This window comes from Pontibacter sp. SGAir0037, assembly GCF_005491705.1.
GTDB lineage: Bacteria > Bacteroidota > Bacteroidia > Cytophagales > Hymenobacteraceae > Pontibacter.
Map to the genome: position 1 here is coordinate 2,432,323 of NZ_CP028092.1, position 21,726 is coordinate 2,454,048.

At 45.7% G+C, this 21,726-nt stretch carries 14 protein-coding genes; 12 read left to right on the forward strand and 2 right to left on the reverse strand.

Annotated elements, in window-relative coordinates; all coding sequences use genetic code 11:
• Window positions 1-91: 91 nt before the first annotated feature.
• From C1N53_RS09910 to C1N53_RS09955, 9 genes are all read left to right on the forward strand, one after another.
• On the forward strand, window positions 92-1,849 hold the full coding sequence (locus tag C1N53_RS09910; RefSeq protein ID WP_137759154.1) for a sodium:solute symporter family protein: 1,758 nt from the start codon (window positions 92-94) through the stop codon (window positions 1,847-1,849).
• Between the two features lie 233 nt (window positions 1,850-2,082).
• Complete coding sequence (murB, locus tag C1N53_RS09915; protein WP_137759155.1) at window positions 2,083-3,099, forward strand: UDP-N-acetylmuramate dehydrogenase; 1,017 nt, start codon at window positions 2,083-2,085, stop codon at window positions 3,097-3,099.
• A gap of 95 nt (window positions 3,100-3,194) precedes the next feature.
• A complete protein-coding gene (locus C1N53_RS09920; RefSeq protein ID WP_137759156.1) occupies window positions 3,195-3,647 on the forward strand; it encodes a copper resistance protein NlpE in 453 nt (150 codons plus the stop codon).
• A 447-nt stretch (window positions 3,648-4,094) separates the two neighbouring features.
• The gene (locus C1N53_RS22525; protein WP_168194004.1) at window positions 4,095-4,697 is read left to right on the forward strand and encodes a collagen-like protein; all 603 of its coding nucleotides are present in this window, start codon (window positions 4,095-4,097) and stop codon (window positions 4,695-4,697) included.
• Between the two features lie 267 nt (window positions 4,698-4,964).
• The gene (locus C1N53_RS09935) at window positions 4,965-8,396 is read left to right on the forward strand and encodes a SusC/RagA family TonB-linked outer membrane protein (protein WP_137759159.1); all 3,432 of its coding nucleotides are present in this window, start codon (window positions 4,965-4,967) and stop codon (window positions 8,394-8,396) included.
• A 15-nt stretch (window positions 8,397-8,411) separates the two neighbouring features.
• On the forward strand, window positions 8,412-9,869 hold the full coding sequence (locus tag C1N53_RS09940) for a RagB/SusD family nutrient uptake outer membrane protein (protein ID WP_137759160.1): 1,458 nt from the start codon (window positions 8,412-8,414) through the stop codon (window positions 9,867-9,869).
• Between the two features lie 16 nt (window positions 9,870-9,885).
• Window positions 9,886-10,731 carry a putative zinc-binding metallopeptidase gene (locus C1N53_RS09945; RefSeq protein WP_137759161.1) on the forward strand — a complete coding sequence of 282 codons (846 nt, stop codon included), beginning with the start codon at window positions 9,886-9,888 and terminating at the stop codon, window positions 10,729-10,731.
• Between the two features lie 4 nt (window positions 10,732-10,735).
• On the forward strand, window positions 10,736-12,034 hold the full coding sequence (locus C1N53_RS09950; RefSeq protein WP_168194005.1) for a DUF4302 domain-containing protein: 1,299 nt from the start codon (window positions 10,736-10,738) through the stop codon (window positions 12,032-12,034).
• Between the two features lie 208 nt (window positions 12,035-12,242).
• Window positions 12,243-12,737 (forward strand): hypothetical protein, encoded by a 495-nt coding sequence (locus C1N53_RS09955; RefSeq protein WP_137759163.1) that lies wholly within the window; start codon window positions 12,243-12,245, stop codon window positions 12,735-12,737.
• A gap of 70 nt (window positions 12,738-12,807) precedes the next feature.
• Here C1N53_RS09955 and C1N53_RS09960 read toward each other — a convergent pair whose 3' ends face one another.
• Entirely contained in the window at window positions 12,808-15,213 is a 2,406-nt protein-coding gene (locus C1N53_RS09960) for an endonuclease MutS2 (protein ID WP_137759164.1), read from the reverse strand.
• A 352-nt stretch (window positions 15,214-15,565) separates the two neighbouring features.
• Between C1N53_RS09960 and C1N53_RS09965 the strand changes: the two genes are divergently transcribed.
• The 3 genes from C1N53_RS09965 (at window position 15,566) to C1N53_RS09975 (ending at window position 20,699) form a co-directional block, all read left to right on the forward strand.
• The gene (locus C1N53_RS09965) at window positions 15,566-16,459 is read left to right on the forward strand and encodes an SDR family oxidoreductase (RefSeq protein WP_137759165.1); all 894 of its coding nucleotides are present in this window, start codon (window positions 15,566-15,568) and stop codon (window positions 16,457-16,459) included.
• Window positions 16,460-16,622: 163 nt separating this feature from the next.
• Complete coding sequence (locus tag C1N53_RS09970) at window positions 16,623-17,081, forward strand: YhcH/YjgK/YiaL family protein (RefSeq protein WP_137759166.1); 459 nt, start codon at window positions 16,623-16,625, stop codon at window positions 17,079-17,081.
• Window positions 17,082-17,336: 255 nt separating this feature from the next.
• Window positions 17,337-20,699 carry a ThuA domain-containing protein gene (locus C1N53_RS09975; RefSeq protein ID WP_137759167.1) on the forward strand — a complete coding sequence of 1,121 codons (3,363 nt, stop codon included), beginning with the start codon at window positions 17,337-17,339 and terminating at the stop codon, window positions 20,697-20,699.
• Window positions 20,700-20,857: 158 nt separating this feature from the next.
• On the opposite strand, the gene C1N53_RS09980 is transcribed toward C1N53_RS09975, so the two are convergent.
• Complete coding sequence (locus C1N53_RS09980) at window positions 20,858-21,634, reverse strand: TIGR02757 family protein (protein WP_137759168.1); 777 nt, start codon at window positions 21,632-21,634, stop codon at window positions 20,858-20,860.
• Window positions 21,635-21,726 lie beyond the last annotated feature (92 nt).

Consider the following 21,726-nt stretch of genomic DNA (forward strand, 5'->3'; position numbering starts at 1 on the left):
AACTATACATTCAATTCATTATTTTGTGCAGGTATATACTACAGCAATTGTCCTAATTAGTATCTTGCTATAAACTCTAACCCCTTTTTGCATGCACCTCGACGTAATTGACTGGATTGTTATTGCCGTTTTTGGCATATTAATTTTAGGTATTGGTATAAGCTATACAGGCAAGGCCAGTGGCACAATGGCAAACTATTTCCTGGGCGGCAGAAACCTGTCCTGGTGGATAGCAGGAACATCTATGGTTGCCACCACTTTTGCAGCCGACACTCCCTTAGCTGTAACCGAGCTGGTAGCGAAAAGTGGTATTTCAGGCAACTGGCTGTGGTGGAATATGCTTTTTGGCGGCCTGTTAACAACCTTCTTCTTTGCCAGGCTCTGGCGCAGGGCAGGTATTATTACAGATCTGGAGTTTATCGAAATGCGCTATTCCGGCAAAGCCGCATCTTTTTTAAGAGGTTTCAGAGCTATTTACCTGGGCATCTTTATGAACAGCCTCATCATAGGTTGGGTAAATGTGGCTTTAATGTCTATTATCGAGGTGTTTTTTGAGGTACCACGGACAGAGCAACTGATATATGTTGCCATAGCCATGATTATTGTGGTTATTTACTCGTCGTTATCCGGCTTGCTTGGAGTAGCTATAACAGACGTTGTGCAGTTTGCCATAGCTATTTTTGGCTGTATTGTACTAGCCTATTTGGTAGTAGGCTCCGAGCAGATAGGCGGTATAGCAGGTTTAAAGGAAAAACTGCCAAGCTGGTCGTTAAACTACTTTCCGCAGATAGGCTCCGATGACGGAGGAACAGGCATTGCCGAAACCTTAACCTTATCGGTGGGTGCCTTTCTGGCTTTTACCACAGTGCAGTGGTGGGCAAGCTGGTACCCGGGCAACGAGCCGGGTGGCGGGGGGTATATTGCCCAGCGCATGATGAGTACCAAAAATGAGAAACATGCCCTTTATGCAACTTTATTTTTCCAGATAGCCCATTATTGTGTTCGCCCCTGGCCCTGGATCCTGGTGGCCCTGAGTGCCGTGGTACTTTACCCGGAGCTATCTCTTGAAGATAAGAAGCTGGGCTTTGTAATGGCGATGAAGGACTTTCTGCCGTCCGGCCTGAAAGGACTACTTTTAGTTGCATTCTTTGCTGCTTACATGAGTACAGTTTCGACACAACTTAACTGGGGCGCGAGTTATATTATCAACGACTTTTATGCACGCTTTGTAAAGCAGGATGCAAGCCAGCGACAACTCGTTAATGCCTCCCGTATTACGACCTTCCTGCTCATGGTCATTTCGCTAGCCATTACCACACAAATTACATCTATTTCAGGTGTCTGGGCTTTTATTATGGAAGCAGGCGCAGGTTTAGGCTTAGTGTTGATTTTGCGCTGGTACTGGTGGCGCATTAATGCCTGGAGTGAAATTGTAGCCACTATTGCGCCATTCATTGCCTATGCCTTTTCTAAGTTTGTGCTGGCATGGGAATTCCCGAACAGCTTCTTCCTGACAGTAGGCTTTACAACTCTTGCCTGGATCATAGCCACTTATGTAACACCGGCAGTACCGTCGGGAGTACTGCAGGACTTTTATCAGAAAATACAGCCTGATGGCGCCTGGAGGCCTGTTCGCATTTCGCTGCAGCTGCCAAAGCCCCGCACGCGCATCTTCCATTTGCTGGTTGCCTGGTTATCTGCCGTAGTAATGGTTTACTCCACGCTTTTCTTTATCGGAGACTTAATATTCCAGAACTATAGCCGCTTTTTTATCTGGCTAGGTGTTGCCCTGCTTTCTATGTTTGTAATGATCGCCATTTCAAAGCGCATCAAGTTTTTCGACGATTGAGCAGAAGCAGGAGTTAAAGGCTTAGAAAGTGAGCAGGTGAGAAAGTGACTTTTTGTCTTAATTATAAGACATTATTAATCAATTTGTTTTATTTTAACTCTATAACTCCTAGGCTTTCCGAGTTATACTTCTCCTCTCTGTCTCCTACTAATTAAGGAATTCACTGATTTTCTAATGTTCTAACCCTTTAAATTTCTAACTCCTAATCTCTATCTTTGGGCAAAATTTAGTTTATGCTTATTCAGTCCCAATTCTCCCTGAAGCCTTACAATACATTTGGTATTGATGTAAAGGCAAAATATTTTGCTCAGTTTGACAGCCTGGAGGAATTACAGCAGTTACTGCAGATGCCGAACTTTAAGCAGGAGCCTAAGTTGATTGTAGGAGGCGGCAGCAATTTATTGTTTACCCAGGATTTTGATGGTCTAGTTTTGCTAAACCATATCAAAGGCATTGAGAAAGTGAAGGAGGACGAGGAGCATGTTTATCTAAAAGCGGGTGGTGGAGAAATATGGCACGATTTCGTACTGTATACCCTACAGCAAAATGTAGGGGGCCTGGAGAACCTATCCTTAATACCTGGCACAGTAGGCGCAGCTCCTCTTCAGAATATCGGGGCCTATGGCGTAGAAATCAAAGATGTATTCTATAAGCTGGACGCAGTGCACCAACAGACAGGTGAGCTAAAGGTATTTGACAAGCAGGCTTGCCGCTTCGGATACCGTGAAAGTATATTTAAGAATGAGCTCAAAGGCCAATACATTATTACTTCTGTTACCTTCAGGCTACATAAGGCACATCAGCTTAATACTTCTTACGGTGCCATTACAAGTACTTTAGAAGAAATGCAAGTATTATCGCCCACCATACAGGATATAAGTGCAGCCGTTTGCCAGATCAGGAAAAGCAAACTTCCGGACCCATTAGTAATCGGCAATGCCGGTAGCTTCTTCAAAAATCCTGAAATACCTGTTGGTCAGTTTGAGGCACTAAAACAGAATTATCCGGCCCTGCCCTCTTATCCTGTTTCACAAGATACCGTAAAAGTACCTGCCGGCTGGCTAATAGAGCAGAGCGGCTGGAAAGGCAAAGTAATAGAAAACTATGGTGTGCATAAAGACCAGGCGCTGGTGCTGGTAAACTATGGCGGTGCCAACGGAAACCAGATTTATCAGCTGGCAAAAAACATCATCCAGTCGGTTGAAGAAAAGTTTGGCATCAGGCTTTCTCCTGAAGTTAACATTATTTAAGCCTTATATTCTGATAATTCTATTTATTCTGTTTAAATTCATCAAACAAAACATAGTGGTTTACGATATAAAGACTATATTCTAACAATAGTCTTATGCGTAAACACTATACAATTTTATTTCTGCAGTTAATATTGGTTTTAACTGTTTTTACTTCATGTAAAAAAGATAAAGAAGACGAGGCCACTCCTTCTACTGAACAGATGCTGGTAGCCGATGAGTGGCAGGGTTCTGCTGTAATGGCTATGGGCCTGGATGTATCGGCCAGACCTGAAGTAAGAGAAGTTTTTCCTGATATTAAAACATTAACGCTTTCTTTCAATAACGACGGCACCTATATTGCCACGTATAGAGAAAACAACACCCCTCAAACGATTAGTGGTCGCTGGCAACTTTTAAACAATGGCAAAGTACTCAGCATAGATATGATAGGTGATCTTGAAATTAAAACTATAACACAAAACCAGTTAATTCTGGCTACCAAAGTTCCTTTAGAAGGATCTGCCGGAGTTACTGTTGAAACAGAGGCACATTTCGTAAGACCTTAGGCTCCGCATCCTGTGTTACAAAGCGCAAAGGCTTCTGCTTGTTAAGCAGAAGCCTTTGCGCTTTGTAACAGGCTCTATATCTTATTTATAAGTCCAACGTATAACATTTCTAATTAAATTCTAACCTTTTCGCCTAAAAGTATTAGAATTTAAAGGTGTAGTTGTTGTTCAAATTTAGCCTCCACATTCATTGGCCCTACCCTCTGATTGGCTGCTACGTATCGCTTAGAAATAACTGCACAAACTTTTCCTGAATAAACTGACCATAGGGGCTGCCTTTGCCGAATACGGTATAAAAGCTGGGCATAAACAGATGATATTATATACAGCTTTTAGCTAATCAATATTCAATTAGTAGCTGTTAATTTTTAATTATTAGCAATTATTAGCAAAATTTACTATTATACTATTCGAATACATAACTATCACTCTCAACCCACAATAAACATGAAAAGATTCCTACAGTTTTTTATGATCCTGGCTATAGCAGTTGGCCAGATAGCGTGCGAGGGTCCTGAAGGGCCAGAAGGTACACCAGGCCCTGCCGGACCACAAGGGCCACAGGGACCAGCCGGACCAGCTGGTACTGGAACAACGGCACAGGTTTTTGATTTAGATGACTTCAACTTCACTGCTGATGATGACACATTAGGAATCAATCTAACAGCTTTAGCTCAAGCTGGCATAACTGTCCAGGAATCTGATGTGATCTTAGTTTATCGTTTTGAAGCTGCATATATAAATAGTAACAATGTAACTATTCCCGTATTTAGCCCTTTACCACAAACTAAATTATTATCGCAAGGAACATTAATATATGATTTCTTCCATAGCCATGAATTATTAGGCATTTACTTGAAGAGGAATTTCAATTTAACTACATTATCAGCCAACGATACCGAACAATACTTAACTAATCAAATTTTCCGCTTTATTATAATTCCAGGTGAGTTTTTAGGAAGGCGTTCAGAGCAATTCTTGACTTATGATGAAGTAGCTGAATACTACAACATCAAAGAATCAGATATCAAACGCATAGATTTAAAATAACCCCACAAAGAGGAACTGTATTAAAAACAGTTCCTCTTTTCCTGAACTCTCCCACTACCTGCTTTTCTCTTCAAAGCTGCACCGTATAATTTTTTAAGATCACTTAACTAGCCTTCTATATTACAAATCTGGCGGCTTCAACTTAGCTGTTCCGAAAACTTCTTTGTCTGCCTTCTTTTTTCGAGCAGAATACTTCCTGAACTCTTATTTTATTACTAACTTAAATGTTGGACAAAACTACCTTATAGACAAGGTAATGAGAATTATATGATCGAAAACTTCTACCGAAAGAAAATACAGTGGCTGTATCTTTTGGTACTGCCCATCGGGTTATCCGCGGCTGTAGTGGTAAGCCCCACTATGGCATACGGCAAACCCGGTTCAGCTTCTACGCAGGAAAACTTATTGGTGAAAGGCACCGTGCGCGTACAAGCTGCAAACGGTGGAACCAGCGAAACAATGGCCGGAGTCACTGTTTTAGAAAAAGGTACCAGCAATGCCCAGGTAACAGATGGTAATGGTAATTACCAGATTAGAGTTCGTAACGCAAATGCGGTGCTGGTATTTTCCATGATTGGATTTGCCCCTCGGGAAATAACAGTTGGCAACCAAAGCACTATAAATATCACCTTACAGGAAAATGAAAATGCTTTACAGGAAGTTGTCGTAACAGGCTACCAAACCATCGACCGCAAAATGTTTACGGGTTCTGCTGCTTTGCTGAAGGGCGACGATGCCCTACGGGAAGGTATTACAGATGTTAGCCGCATGCTCGAAGGGCGTGTGGCAGGCGTAAGCGTACAAAACGTTTCGGGCACTTTCGGCGCGGCTCCTAAAATAAGGGTGCGCGGTGCTACTTCTATAACTGGTGATAACAAACCGCTTTGGGTTGTAGATGGTATTATTCTAGAAGATGTGGTAAATGTGTCCAACGAGCAACTCTCGACAGGCGACCCTGCCACCTTAATAGGATCTTCTGTGGCAGGTTTGAACCCGAACGATATAGAAAGCTTCCAAATACTAAAAGATGCCTCTGCCACAGCACTATATGGAGCACGTGCTATGAACGGCGTGGTGGTAATTACAACCAAGAAAGGGCGCATCGGCAAGCCTATTGTTTCATACACCGGCAACTACTCTACCTACCTGAAGCCAAGCTACAGCAACTTCGACATCATGAATTCTGCCGATCAGATGGCGCTGTACCTCGAGATGGAAAGCAAAGGCTTTTTGAACTACTCCGATGTGTCCAGAAACCAGAACGGCGGGGTGTATACCAAATGGGCAGAACTGGTAAATACCTATAACGAAGCAAACGATGGCTTTGGCATTGAGAATTCGCCACAGGCGAAGGCTGCATTTCTGCAACGCTACGCCCGTACCAATACCGACTGGTTCGATGTGCTCTTTAAAAACTCGTTTATGCAGGAACACTCGCTGAGCATTTCGTCGGGTACCGAAAAGTCTCAGATGTACTTTTCTACCAGCTACCTGCAGGATAATGGATGGACGGTTGCTGATCAGGTGAAGCGTTTTACAGGAAATGCCCGGGCAAATTTTAATGTTAGTGATAGACTGTCTATCGGACTGATTGCCCAAGGTTCTATCCGCGACCAGCAGGCTCCCGGTACGGTTACACGTATCAGCAATCCTGTAACAGGAGAGTATAGCCGCGATTTTGACATTAATCCGTTCAGTTATGTATTGAACACCAGCCGGACGACCACACCTTTCGATGAGAACGGAAACCTGGAGTATTTCAGGAGAAACTTCGCTCCTTTCAATATCCTGAATGAACTTGAAAACAATACGCTTGATATTTCGCTGCTGGACCTGAAACTGCAGGGGGATGTGTCGTATAAAATAAAGCCGAACTTAACCTACAATTTTTCCGGGGCAGTACGCTATGCTAAAACCGGCCAGGAACATAAAGTAAGAGAAAACGCAAATATGTCGCTGGCCTACCGTGCCGGTACTGTTTACGGCGGCGGCGTAGATGCCACTATCCAGGACCGGAACCGCTTTCTTTACCGTGACCCGGATGATCCGGAAGCACAACCTGTTACGGTCTTACCTTACGGTGGTTTTTATATCACCAACGACGATAACCTGACCAGCTACTACCTCCGCAACACCCTTGACTGGGAAAACACTTTTAACGAAGTACACAAGGTGCGCTTATTTGCGTCTCAGGAGTTGCGCTATGCAGACCGCATGAATAAAGGGTTTACAGGCTATGGTTACCAGTACCAGAAAGGTGGTGTGCCTTTTATCGATCCTAATGCCATTAAACAAGGTGTGGAAGGCAACTTTAATTATTATAACATGAACCTGCGCTACGAGCGCTTCCTGGCGTACATGGCTAATGCTGCTTACTCCTATAATGGTAAGTATAACCTGAACGGCACCGTTCGCTACGATGGCTCTAACCTGCTAGGGCAGTCGCGTACAGCAAGGTGGCTGCCAACCTGGAACATCAGTGGCTCCTGGAACATTGATACAGAACCATTTATGCAGAACCTGGACATGGTGAACCGCCTGACGCTTCGTGCCACTTATGGCCTTACGGCCAGTATGGGCAATGCGACGAACTCTAGCCTGGTACTGCAGAGTGGCAGCAGCCTCCGGCCTTATTTAACAGAAGTAGAATCCACAATCACTATCCAGAACCTCGAAAATTCAGAGTTAACCTGGGAGAAGCAATATGAAACGAATGTGGGCCTGGATGCAGGTTTATTTAATGAAAGGCTGCAGTTAACCGTGGATGGCTATATGCGTAACGGCTTCGACCTGATTGGCCGTATCCGTACATCAGGTATTGGTGGAGAAGAATACAAAGTAGCCAATTATGCTGATATGCGCTCTTATGGTATAGAAGCTACCTTAGGAGGAGGCATCCTGAATAACCAGGATCTGAAACTGCGAACTCAGTTTACATTAGGCTTCAACCAGGGCAAAATTACTAACCTGAAAAGCAATCCGGATATCTGGTCGCTCGTGATACCCGAAGGAGGCCCAAGAGAAGGCTATCCATACAGGGGCCTTTTTTCAATTCGCTTCGAAGGACTGGACCCGGAAACCGGACATCCCCTGTTTAAAAACGAAGAAGGAGAAACAGGCGGCAACGTGTATCTACAAAGCGATCAGATCAGGTACCTGAAGTACGAAGGTCCGGTGGATCCTATTTACACAGGAGGTTGGTTTAACTCACTGCAGTACAAAAATTTTACGCTTTCTGCTCTTGTTACCTACAGCGGCGGAAACAAAATCAGGTTAAACCCTTCCTTCAGGAGCAGCTACTCTGATTTTGACGCACTTCCTAATGATTTTCTGTACAGGTGGTTAATGCCCGGAGATGAAACCCGAACCAATGTGCCCTCCATATTAGACTTGCTTTCTGCTTCCTCAGCTTCTATTGTAAGCGGCTATCCTTATAATAACTATAATTACTCTACCGAGCGTGTAGCCAACGGTGATTTTGTACGCCTGAAACAGGTGACACTTGGGTATAATCTGCCCCAACGGTACAGCGGCGCCATAGGTATGAGCAACCTTTCCGTAAGCCTGGTGGCAAACAACATCGCACTGCTTTATGCCGATAAACGCTTAAACGGCCAGGACCCCGAATTTTTCAATTCAGGTGGCGTGGCCATGCCTATTCCACGTCAGTTTACTTTATCACTAAAGGCAGGCTTTTAATTCTGTAGAAAGAACATGAAGAAGATACTATTTTATACCTTTCTGGGAAGTATGGTGATGGCCTCTGGTTGTGAAGATTACCTGGACCAGGTAGTAGACCAACGCACGCAGCTTACTTCGGTAGAGAACGTCAGTGAGCTCTTAGCTACGGCCTATCCTAAAGCCGACTATGCTACCTTTACAGAAGCCATGTCTGATCTGGCTCTCGACAAAGGCCCTGTATCGAATGCCATATTAGATGAGCGTAACCGCAATCCTTATTATTTCCAGGATGTGCAAAGCAAGGCACAAGGCTCCCCCGACAACTATTGGAATGCCTGCTATGCTGCCATTGCTGCGGCTAACCATGCTTTAGAAGCCATAGAACAGGCCCCGGACCCGGCTCCGTATGCTGCACAGCGGGGCGAAGCCCTGGTAGCCAGAGCGTATGCACATTTTATGCTGGTGACGCTGTTCTCGAAAGTATACGATCCGGCTACAGCAGCCACCGATCCGGGCATACCTTATGTAACAGAACCTGAAAAAGTGGTTCTGGCGCAGTACGAACGCAGAACAGTGGCTTATGTGTATGAGCAGATTGAAAACGACCTTACCACAGGTCTGCCCCTGCTCAACAATAATGCCTATCGGGTACCTAAATACCATTTTAACACAGCCGCTGCCCATGCTTTTGCTGCCCGTTTTTATTTATTTAAGCGGGATTATCAGAAAGTGGTGGATCATGCAAACCAGGTATTCGCAGGTGGAAACATTGAGCCTAACCTGCGGCCCTGGGTTAGTGTATACAGTAACCTGACAGCCAATGAAGGACTAGCTATTTATACACAGGCATCTCAAAATGCGAACCTGCTGCTTGTCGAAACGGCTTCGCTATGGGCCCGCAATTATGCCCGCTATCGTTACGGCATGTCTACAGCCGTTCTGAATGCCCTTTTCCGCAGCAACAACGTTACGGGTGCGCGGTGGGTATTTCCTACTTATACCCAAGGTGATAATCACTGGCTTATCCTGAAATTCAGAGAACATTTTGTGCGTACCGATCCCAATGCAGAAATAGGTTATCCATATACCATATTTCCGCTATTTACAGCAGAAGAAGTGCTGTTTAACAGAGCTGAAGCTTATATTCAGCTGAACCGTACAGAAGATGCAAGAGCCGACCTAAACATGTATGCCAGAAATCGGATCGAGAACTACAACGCCAGCACCCATGCTATAACGGATGCCAAGCTTCGCAGCTACTACGGCACCAACAACGCCAGGCAGGGACTTTTAGCAGCACTACTCGATTTCAAGGCTGCCGAATTTGTGCAGGAAGGAATGCGCTGGTTCGATATACTCCGGCATGGCATTACTGTTCAGCACCCAACGGCTGAGGGACAGGTGCTCTCGCTGCCTCCAGGCGACCTGCGCCGGGTCATCCAGATCCCTCAGGAAGCAACGCTTGCCGGTATTCAACGAAATCCAAGATAAAATCAGAGAAGCTCAGATGAAACGTAAGCTTATAAAAATATTTCTGCTGCTCATGTGTACCGCCATGGCAGCATCATGCTCCGAAGACGAAGAATTAGATATTTCACAAATCGACTTCAACCCGAATAACTGGGAATCCGGCGAACTGGATAAATGGCTTCACAGTAATTTCGTAGTGCCTTATAACATAGAAGTAAAGTATCGCTTCGACCGCTACGAAGTTCCCCTCGACAGAGTGCTGGCACCTGTACGGGAGGACAAAGTTATCCCGGTTATGGAAACCATTAAGTATACCTGGATTGATCCGTACGAAGCAGAAGGCGGCTCCACTTTCATTAAAAAGCTGTCTCCCAAACAGTTTGTATTGGTTGGGAGTGCCTCTTATAACGATAACGGCACTATAACGCTGGGTACAGCCGAAGGCGGCCGCAAAGTTGTCCTTTTCGTGATCAACAATTTTGACAAAACGGCTAAAGGTGAAGTGCGGCAGATGCTCCACACTATCCACCATGAGTTTGCACACATCCTGCACCAGACTGTGATGTACCCGCAGTCTTACCGGACCATCAGTACCGGTTATACGGCCAGTTGGAACGACTACTCCTTAGCAGAGGCACGGGCCAGAGGTTTCATTTCGCAATATGCCCGAAGCAACCCAGATGAAGATTTTGTGGAGATGGTTTCTATCATGCTGATTGAAGGCCGAGCAGGATTCAATGCTATTGTGAATAGCAGCCCGGCTGAAGCACAGCCACTGCTCAGGCAGAAAGAACAGATAGTGGTACAGTACTTTAAAGATGCCTGGAACATTGATTTCTACAGCCTGCAAACCAGAACACAAACAGCTATTAATACGCTTTAGAAAGATGAAAAAATTAGCCCTTATCAGCATCTTACTGCTTGCCGTACTTACTGCTTGTGATAAAAACACAGAGCCTGCCCCCGGAGAACGACCAGAAGAACGACTCTCTCAAGCACTGGCAGCCTATAAATCGCAACTTACATCAGCACCTTACGGCTGGAAAGCAGTATTGTATCCTGCTGGCGGCGGCGGTTATAATTTTGTGCTAAAATTCACCGAGAGCGACCGGGTGGTAATGTCCAGCGACATAAACAGCAGCACGACTACGGCTATGGAAAGCACCTACCGGCTTAAAACCATGCAGCGCCCTTCTCTCCTGTTCGACACCTATTCTTACCTGCACATTCTTTCCGATCCGGATGCAGCTGTAAGCGGAGGCGACTACGGAGCAGGCCGCTATTCTGACTTTGAGTTTTCGTTCACAGAAGCCTCTCCCGACCAGATTATTCTGACAGGCAACATGATGGGCAGCAAGCTTGTACTTACCAGAGCCACTCAGGAAGAGGCGAGCAGCTATATTACAGATGTACAGGCAAGTGCCGCTACGATCGGCAACCTCAGCCGGTTTACATCCTACTTTAAACGCCTAACCATCGGCTCCACAGCTTTTGACATCAACATTAACCATGAAAACCGGGCACTGATCATTTACTACTTTGAGGGTGATGCAGCACGAATGTTTACCACCAATTTTAACTATACGGCCAATGGCATTCAACTGCAGGAGCCTTTCGTGTACGGTGACATCACGATTACAGCCTTCAGTAACGTGCAGTATAATGCAGCAGCTAATAGATTTAACCTGAACATTAATAGCACTACAGCCACCATACAGGAAGCCGCAAGGCCTGTAAAAGTAGACGTACAGTCAGCGCGTACATTTTATAACCTTGGTGTAGAGTATTGGGTCTCACTCACAGGTTTTACTGTAAATGGTGTGGAAGATGCTCTGAACACCCGGTCGCTTCCCAACCTTTACTTTATAGGTTACTGGCCACAGTATGATGTATATCAAAACAGAACGTATGATTTACTGGGTTTTGTTTTTCTTGATCCTTCTACCAATTCGCTGCAGCTTGAATATGGTGCAGCAGCTACTACAACTTTATCAAGCGATGGCAGAATTGTTTTTAGCCGTTTAGGAACACTTGGCGAAATTCCGGAAACACACAATACTGTTTTAAATGCCACTATGAACCAATGGACCATCTCACAAGGCTATTATGTGATTAAAACAGGTGAATCGAGCTATGACCTGGTAAGTGCACAAGACGGAAAAGCCTGGTTAAGTTTATACAGATAAATGAACTTATCCGGGCACCAGGCTCATGCTATGGCAGAAGAGTCTGGTGATTTTGTATACAAGCCACTTAATATTAATCTTTTAACTTTAATTTTTTGCAGTGAACATTACATTAACCTGCTCTTATATAGAAAATTGGCATATAAATTGCTAACAAAAAAAGCATATTATATCTTATTTTATTATAAATCTTTAACCTTTTAAAACTATGAAAAAATTACATTTAGTAAGCCTGCTTATCCTCTGCCTGTTTTCCTTTACATTTGTTAGTTGCGACAAAGACGATGATGAAATAGCAGATCCTGCCAAAACCATGTTAACTGCCGGCGAATGGACCGCAGAAACAATTTTAATTGACAACATGGACATTGCACTTCTTATAGAGCTTTTCCCGGAGTATGAGGATATTTTTAACGAAATGTTTGACTTCAGTACCTGGAAGTTCAAATTTGAAGATAATGGCACTGCCAATGTGATGGTTGACGGTGAGGGCGGCAATACAACCTGGGAATTTGCCAACAACCAGCAAAGTATCATTTTCGCCAAAGGCACCTCCGAAGAATTCACTGCAAAAATCAATCGCCTGACAGATACAGAACTATACCTGGAAATGGACAAAGATGATTTTCCGGTAGAACTTGAGGGCGAAGAGGAAGGAATAGAATTAGATATCGAGAAAATTGAAATTCGCTTCAAAAGATAAACTGCAAGGTAAATAAACAGCAAAGGCTCCTATAATAGGAGCCTTTGCTGTTTAAATAATAGTTCAGTTGTTACTTCAGCACTGCCAGTGTAGCACCATCACCGCCTCTTTCTTCAGCTTCGTTGCCAATGCTGGCCACTTCCTTCACCGAATAAAGATAATCCCTTACTACCTGGCGCAGAATACCGTTGCCACGGCCATGTATGATCTTAATCTCAGGTATGCCCAACATAATGGCCTCATCTGTGAAGTTCATGACTCTGGTTAAGGCATCTTCTGCATATTCACCGCGAATATCAAGCGTTGTAGTGAAATCAGCCATGCGCTGTGTCATGTTCATGCCTTGAGAATAACCGCCACTGGCCACCGCTTCTACTTTAGCTTTCTTCTGCTTAGTAGATACCTGTCCTTCCACCCTCTCCAGGTTATCCACTTTAACATACGTTTTTAAGCCACCAAACATAACTTCGGCATTCTTACCTTTCAGGCTCACAATCTTGCCCACAGAATCCTGCCCGATCAAAGAAACATTATCGCCTTCTTTTAAAGCACCACCGCTAACAGAGCGCCTGAAGGCAGGTCTTGGTTCTTCTTTGCGTACCTCGTTGGCAAATTCTTCCAGTTCGCGTCTTGCTTGTTTCGTCTGCTCTTTCTCTGCCTGGCTCTGCTTGATCTGCTGAATTGTAGCTTCAATTTTCTGATTAGCATCTTTCAACAAGAGTTTCGCTTTGCCTTTGGCTTCGCGCAGTACGTCCTGCTTGCTGTCTTCGAGATAATTCTTCAGATCGGTATATTCTTTTACCGATGCCTTCAGTTTACGCTCCTGGGCAGCCACAGAACTTAGTTTCTTCTCCAGCTCCTGCTTCTCGGTTTCCAGTTCCTCAAGCAGGCGGTCGTACCGGATCTTGTCTTTCCCTACCAGGCTGCTGGCTTTGTCCACGATCTGCTTTGGCAGACCTATTTTACGGGCAATCTCAATGGCAAACGAAGAACCCGGTTTTCCTATTTCCAGTTGATAAAGCGGCTGCAGGTTTTTATGGTCGTAGCGCATGGCACCGTTCACAATGCCCGGCGTGCGTTCTGCAAAGTTCTTCAGGTTGGTATAGTGCGTGGTAATGACGCCGTACACCTTACTATAGTTCAGGGTTTGCAAAACAGCCTCTGCTATGGCCCCACCTAAAACCGGCTCGGTACCTGTACCAAATTCATCTATCAGCACCAGGCTTTTGCTATCGGCCACGGTCACAAACTTTTTCATGTTGGTGAGGTGCGAACTATAAGTACTCAGGTCGTTCTCAATGGATTGCTCATCCCCGATATCAATAAAGATATCCTGGAAAATACCTCCCTCCGATCCATCTGCCGCCGGAATTAACAAGCCACACTGCAGCATATACTGCACCAGGCCTACCGTTTTGAGACTTACTGACTTACCACCGGCATTCGGACCAGAAATAAGCAGCATGCGTTGCTCCCGGTCTAGCTTCAGGTTCATGGGAACTGTGCTTTTTCCTAATTGCTTGTGTGAAAGGTATAGCAACGGGTGCAACACTTCCTTCCACTGGATATGGGGAAACTTATGCAGCTGCGGCATAGTGGCATCGATACGACGTGCAAAGGCTGCCTTCGCCCTGATAAAGTCCAGCAGGCCCAGGTAATGATAAGCTTTCCTGAGTTCCGGTATATAGTTGCGTAAGGTATTGGTAAGCCCAATCAGGATACGCACCAGCTCACGATGGTAGGCATTCTCCAGGTCTTTTATATCGTTATTCAGCTCAAAGATAGACTCAGGCTCAATAAATACTGTTAGCCCGGTACTCGACTCGTCATGAATAAGGCCTTTTACGCGACGCTTGTACTCTGTAATAACAGGAATCACCAAACGGCCACCCCGTATTGTTGGTTCTGCATCGGCAGGGGTCCAGCCTTCATTCTTCGCATGCCTGATGATCGACTGAATCTGCTTGCGCAGAATACCCTGCTGAGAGATTAAATCGCGCTTAAGCCTTTGCAGCTCAGGCGTAGCATCGTCCCGCACAACGCCGGTATCATCTACAACTTTATCTAAAGCGGCAATAAGCGAACGCTCCACGGTTACGTTGGTTCCTAAAGCCTTTAACGCCTCATATTTGCCTTCTTCTGCTCCGGAAATAAAGCGCAGGGAGTCGCGGATGGTGCGCAACGACATTTTAATCTCATAAAATGCCACTACATCCAGGTAAGCACCCTGTATAGCTGCTCTGTCCAGGTAAGCAGAAACATCGAAGTAATGCTGCAACGGAATCTCTGCCTCAGACTCCAGCAGTTGTCTAAATTCATCTGTCTGTTGTAGCAGTCGCTGCACCAGGTCATGCCTGTTCAGAAACTGCATGCGGTTTACGAACTGGCGTCCTAATGGACTCAGACATAGTTCTGAGAGCATCTCACGCACCTGCGTAAACCCGATTTTTATTTCAAAGTTTTCTGGATAGATCAATGTTGTATTTTAGTTTATGGCAAAATTAGCCATTTTCATAACAAGTTTTGGTATACGTTTCGTTCGCTACAGGCCCGCATCGGCACTACTTTATACCAATTCTCTTCTAAAGTACCCTTTATCCTGATCAACTTTTTATACCATACTGGCATTCAAACAATTACCTTACACCCGCCAATACTTCCTTCCGCCATAGCTTTGCGTTAAATTAATGCTTAAACATTATCTTAAGTACAGGTACTACCGTAGTTAATAAAGCTCTTTACAGTAACCATTCAGGTAAAGAACCTTGTTTACATGAGCAGTCAGCCCGGTGCTGATGAAAGAAATAAATTAAATACGCTAAAAAACTATGGAAGAACAGGAAAACAAAGCACAACAGGATCCAAAGGAACAGTACGATCAGCCGCCTTTCCCGGAGCAGAAGCAAGAGGTGCCTGGCACAGAGGCCGACATGCAGCCAAAGGCCGATCATGGGGAAGAGTCTTATAAAGGCTCCGGAAAATTAACTGGCAGAAAAGCTATTATTACAGGTGGCGATTCCGGTATCGGAAGGGCTGTAGCCATTGCCTTTGCCCGTGAAGGTGCAGATGTACTTATCTCGTATTTAAGCGAAGACAAGGATGCCAAAGAAACGGCTAAGTATATAGAAGAAGCCGGAAGAAAAGCTGTGCTGGTAGCTGGCGATATTAGCGAAGAGGAACACTGTAAAACCATAGTGCAACGTGCAGTGGAGGAGTTCGGCCAGATCGATATTCTGGTAAACAATGCGGCCTTTCAGATGTCACGTGAGTCGCTGCAGCAAATACCAAGCGAGGAGTGGGATCATACTTTCCGCACCAATATTTATGCGATGTTCTACCTTTGCAAGGCAGCAGAGCCGCACATGAAACCGGGCAGCACCATCGTGAATACAACATCAGTAAATGCCTACCAGCCTACGCCTACGCTGCTGGCTTATGCCGCTACCAAAGGCGCTATCCAGAATTTTACAGCTAACCTGGCGCAATTGCTGGCTGAAAAAGGCATACGGGTAAATTGTGTGGCGCCAGGGCCAATATGGACACCACTGATTCCGTCTACCATGCCGGAAGAGCAAGTGAAGGAGTTTGGGAAAAATGTACCTATGGGGCGTCCGGGACAGCCAGCCGAACTGGCTCCGGTATATGTACTGCTGGCGTCGCAGGATTCCAGCTATATTTCCGGAGCCACCGTGCCTGTTACAGGCGGTAAGCCGACTATTTAATAATTAAACGGGGCACTATCTTTTTTTCCCCTTGTTCGGGAGCGAAGAAGCATAGTGCCCTGCTTTTCTAAAGCCAGGCAAGCTTGTGTTTAATCAGCTTTCCTGGCCACGTATTGGCTTCTGAAGCTCAAACTCGTAAATTGGGCTTCTAAAATTCAAGAAAGTGATACTAGATAAACTACAAAACGCTACCCGCTACTACAGCCTTCATCCCCGCTTTGCAAAAGCTTTTCAGTTTTTGCAGGAATCCGACCTGACTACTTTACCACTAGGTCAGTTGGAAATTGAGGGGCGTAACCTGTTTGCCATTATTTCGGAAGGAACGGGCGTGCCCGAATCAGAAGCAAAGCTGGAAGTGCACCGCAAATACATTGATATACAGTATATCGTATCCGGCACCGATCACATGGGCTGGAAAGACTTGGCGCTTTGCGAAGCTCCTAACGATCCATATACAGCAGAAAGAGACGCAGCCTTCTTTTCGGATAAAACGAAGAACTGGTTTGATGTACCAGCAGGTTCTTTCACTATTTTTTATCCGGATGATGCCCATGCTGCCATGGTAACAGAAACAGTAGTACGCAAGATTGTACTTAAAATAGCTGTTGAAGCAGGCGCATAAAAGGCAACCGGTATTTAAGCAAACAATAAAAACTTAAGTAAAAAGGTTAAAATAGTACTATACTATCACAAACAATTATTGGCAATTTGCCAGCCTGAACAAATCCTGTTTTAGTTTACCGAAACACTGTAGCCTGTAAACACTTTTTGCTTTAAGCTGGCTGGCAAGTAATTGCTCATTTACAAAAAAAGGCTTGAGTAAAATAGTATTTACATTGTATATTACTATATTATTGCCCTTTATATCTAAAACCAAATGAGCTTAAAACGCCCTTATAACCTTAGCTCCTCTTTAATCCTCAGCCTGCTCTTTCTGTTCACGCTTGGCTGCTCAGGGAAAAAAGAAGAGAGAATTCTTATCTTCTCTAAAAACAAAACAAGCCAGCAGGTTTCTGACCAGGCTTTGAAGGCACTGTTAGCCTATGCCACAAGCCATGGCATGACAGCCGACACGACCACAAATAGCAGCTACTTCACCGAGGACTCCCTGCAGCACTATGGCGCTGTTGTGTTTGTGAATACCTCGCAGGATGTACTGGATACCTGGCAGCAGAATGATTTTGAGCGTTTTGTGCAGGCAGGCGGAGGTTTTGTAGGAGTGCATGCAGCCGGAAGCTCTACCTACCAATGGCCCTGGTACAACCAGATGCTGGGCGCTTCTTTTACTAAACAGGCAGACAGTCTGGCTGCAGAAACAGAGCTTACCTTTCAGTTGCAGGAAGGAAGAGAAGAACTAACAGAAGGCTTGCCAGCTTCCTGGAAACAAAACGACGCGCCGATTACGCTTCACGCCAGCAACCCCGGAGTACAGGTGGTGGCACGGGCAGGCGACAAGCAGCCCCTGTCCTGGTACCGGGAGTACAATGGCGGGCGCATGTTCTATACCCGCGCCGGCGGTACCGCAGAAAGCTACCGGAACGAGAATTTCCTCAGGCACATCTTTGCTGGCATTAAGTATACATTAGGCGGCTCTGCCCTTAACTACCACCAGGCTTCTACGGAACGCATGCCGGAAGACAACCGTTTCCTGCAGGTAGTGCTCGATACTTACCTGCACGAGCCAATCGAAATGGAAGTGATGAGCGATGGCCGTGTGCTCTTTATAGAACGGCTCGGGAATGTGAAGCTTTATGATCCTGCCAAAAAAGAAACCAAGTTAGTTGCTACCCTGGATGTGCATACGGAGGGGAACTACGAAGATGGCTTGCTGGGCCTGGAACTGGACCCCGACTTTGACCGGAACAACTATATCTACCTCTATTACTCTCCTGTTGGAGATAAGGCCGTTCAGAACCTTTCCCGCTTCAAGTTGCTTCGTGGCGACAGCCTGATTATGCGCTCAGAGAAAGTCGTGCTGCAGGTACCCGTACAGCGCGAGACATGCTGCCACTCAGCCGGAAACGTATACTTCGGGCCGGATGGCTATCTGTACCTGACCACCGGCGACAATACCAGCTCCAAAGAATCAGATGGTTTTACACCGATTGACGAGCGCCCGGGCCGTGGTCCGTTCGATGCACAGAAATCTTCCGGCAATACCCATGACCTAAGGGGCAAGATACTCCGCATTAAAGTAAACAAAGATGGCTCCTACTCCATCCCGCAAGGCAACCTGTTTCCAAAAGACGGTTCACAAGGGCGACCGGAAATTTATGTGATGGGAGCTCGCAACGCCTATCGTATGACCGTTGACAAAAGAGGCTTTGTATATTGGGGAGATGTGGGTCCTGATGGTGGCGTAGCTACAGAACGCGGACCAAAAAGCCAGGACGAGTGGAACCAGGCCAGAAGCGCCGGTAATTTTGGCTGGCCTTATTTCGTAGGTAACAATAAAGCGTATGCCGATTTCAATTTCGAGACAAACCAGGTAGGTGCAAGATTCAATCCGAAAAGGCCGGTAAATGAGTCTCCCAACAATTACGGTTCCAAAGTACTGCCTCCTGCTCAGCCAGCCATGATCTGGTATCCTTACGACGCCTCTGAAGAGTTCCCAATGCTCGGCACCGGCTCCCGTGCAGCTATGGCAGGCCCTTTCTACTATCAGGATGACTACAAAAAGTCACGCAACAGGTTTCCGAAGTACTACAACAATAAAATGTTCATTTATGAGTGGGCACGGGATTGGATAAAGGTACTTACCTTTGACGATGAGGGTAATCTCCAGAAGATCGAGCCATTCCTGGCAAGCCAGAAGTTTGCCCACCCCATCGATATGAAGTTTGGCCGCGACGGCGCGATGTATGTGCTGCAGTACGGAGCCAACTACTTCTCCCGAAACCCGGATGCAGAGCTGGTACGGATTGAGTATGCAGAGGGGAACAGGCAACCTGTGGCCCAGATAAAAGCCGACAAAGCAGTAGGAGCTGCTCCTTTTAAGGTTAAGCTCTCTGGTAAGGAATCGTTCGATTATGACAAGGACGATGAGCTGAAATACCACTGGAACTCCGGCGCAGGCGAAGAATCCACAGATGCAGAGCCAACCTTTACCTATACTAAGCCAGGCGTGTACAGGCCTAAACTCACTGTAACAGACGGTAGCGGGGACAAGGCTAGCGCCGAAATTGAGATAAAAGTAGGGAATGAAATTCCACAGGTAACCATCAACATCAACGGCAACAGAAGCTTCTATTTTGATAACCGCACCCTTCACTATAGTGTGCAGGTGCAGGATAAAGAAGACGGACAGCTCAACAAGGGAATTGCGCCAAGCCAGGTGCAGTTTGCCATAGATTACTTGGCAGAAGGTAAAGACCTGGCGCTGCTTACTTCCAACAGCCAGAATAGCGGCGTTTCAGCCAGGTATATCAAAGGCAAAAACCTGATTGATAACAGCGACTGCAAATCCTGCCATGCGCTGGACAAAAAATCTATTGGCCCGAGTTATGTGGCTGTAGCGGAGCGGTACAAAGGCAACACCGGTGCAGTTGCAATGCTAGCGAAGAAAATTGTAACCGGTGGCAACGGCAACTGGGGGCAAACCATGATGGCGGCTCATCCGCAGCACACAGAAGCAGAAACCGCTGAAATGGTAAAGTACATCCTTTCCCTGGGTGATGGTCAGCAGAGCCTGCCACTGTCCGGCTCCTATACCTTAACAGAACATGTAGGCGGTAGCGGTTCCGGCACCTATATCCTATCAGCCAGGTATACCGACAAAGGAGATAAAATCACAGGCCCACTCACCGGCAGTCAGGTAGTTTACCTGCGAAATCCAAGGGTGCAGGCCGAAAGCTTCGATTCCTTTAAAAATGTAGGGCAGCAAAGTCCGCACGGCGACGGGCCTTCGTTTGTGAGCAGCATTAAAAACGGTTCTTACATTGCCTTCAAGGCTATAGATTTGTCCGGCATCAACCTGCTCACTTTTAATGTAATGGCGCCAAGAAATGGTGGCACCATAGAAGTAAGAGCAGGTTCCCCGACAGGTAAGTTATTAGGTGCAGCCGCTGTTAACCCTACTCCGGAAAACAGGGAATGGAGGCAGGTAACAGCGCAGGTGTCAGGCCAGAATGGTATGCAGCAGCTGTTCTTCGTCTTTAAGAATGACAAAGTAAAAGATGGCGACCTGATGGTGCTGGACTGGATACAGTTTGGCACTACCAATACGAGTGCAAGCAGATAAACACTGTTTCAGTATGTATTACACCATAAAAAAGGAGCTACTTTAAACAGGTAGCTCCTTTTTAAGAAGCTGTGTTCATTTTCATATTGTGTCGGAAAATCCATTTTAAAAAGCCGATTAGGGTAACTTAAAGTAGTTGTTTTCATGCTATACTGCTCCTAAAACTTCTCCTCTACTCCTAAACCGAATAAAGCGTAATCATACTTTACCGGGTCCAGCGGATCAAATGCGCGTAGGTGATCGGTTAATTCTTCGGCAGTTTGCCAGTCCATGCCTTTGCGGGTAATGAGGCCAAGCCTGCGTCCGACACGCTCCACATGCACATCGCAGGGGCAAACCAGGTCCGACATCTGCATCGTATTCCAGAAACCAAAATCAACGCCCTTGTCGTCTTTGCGCACCATCCAGCGCAGGTACATGTTTAGGCGCTTACAAGCCGATTTTCGGGCAGGCGTGGAAATATGCTTTTTAGTGCGATGAGGTGCCTCTTCTAAGCTGAAAATGGTATCATGAAAATGAATTAATCTTTCCCGCTGCGACTTTACCTCATTATTTTCTCCGGTAAATGCCTTCTCCAGGCTATCGTGCTGGCGGTAATACTGCTGAAAAAAGTATAACAGGTACAGCAGATCTGTATCGTTGAAGGTGCGGTGTTTAAACCCTAAAAATCGAGTCAGATCCTGCTCCTGGTGCTGCACCATAAATTCATGAGGAGCATTATCCATGAGTGCCATAAGCCTGAGGCAGTTTTGTATAATAGTTTTGCGTTGCCCCCATGCCAGAATCGCAGCAAAAAAACCACTGATCTCTATATCTTGCTTCTTAGAAAAACGATGAGGAATGGAAACCGGATCGTTGGGTATGAAATCAGGTTGGTTGTATTTTTCATAGCGGTTATCCAGCAGGTCTTTTATGGCAGCAAGGTCTTGTTTCATGAACGGTTAAACGTAATTAGAAAGCTGCAAGATAATTATTACATTTGGTAAGGCAGCCTTAAACGGCCAGATCATAAAACTATACATATTTT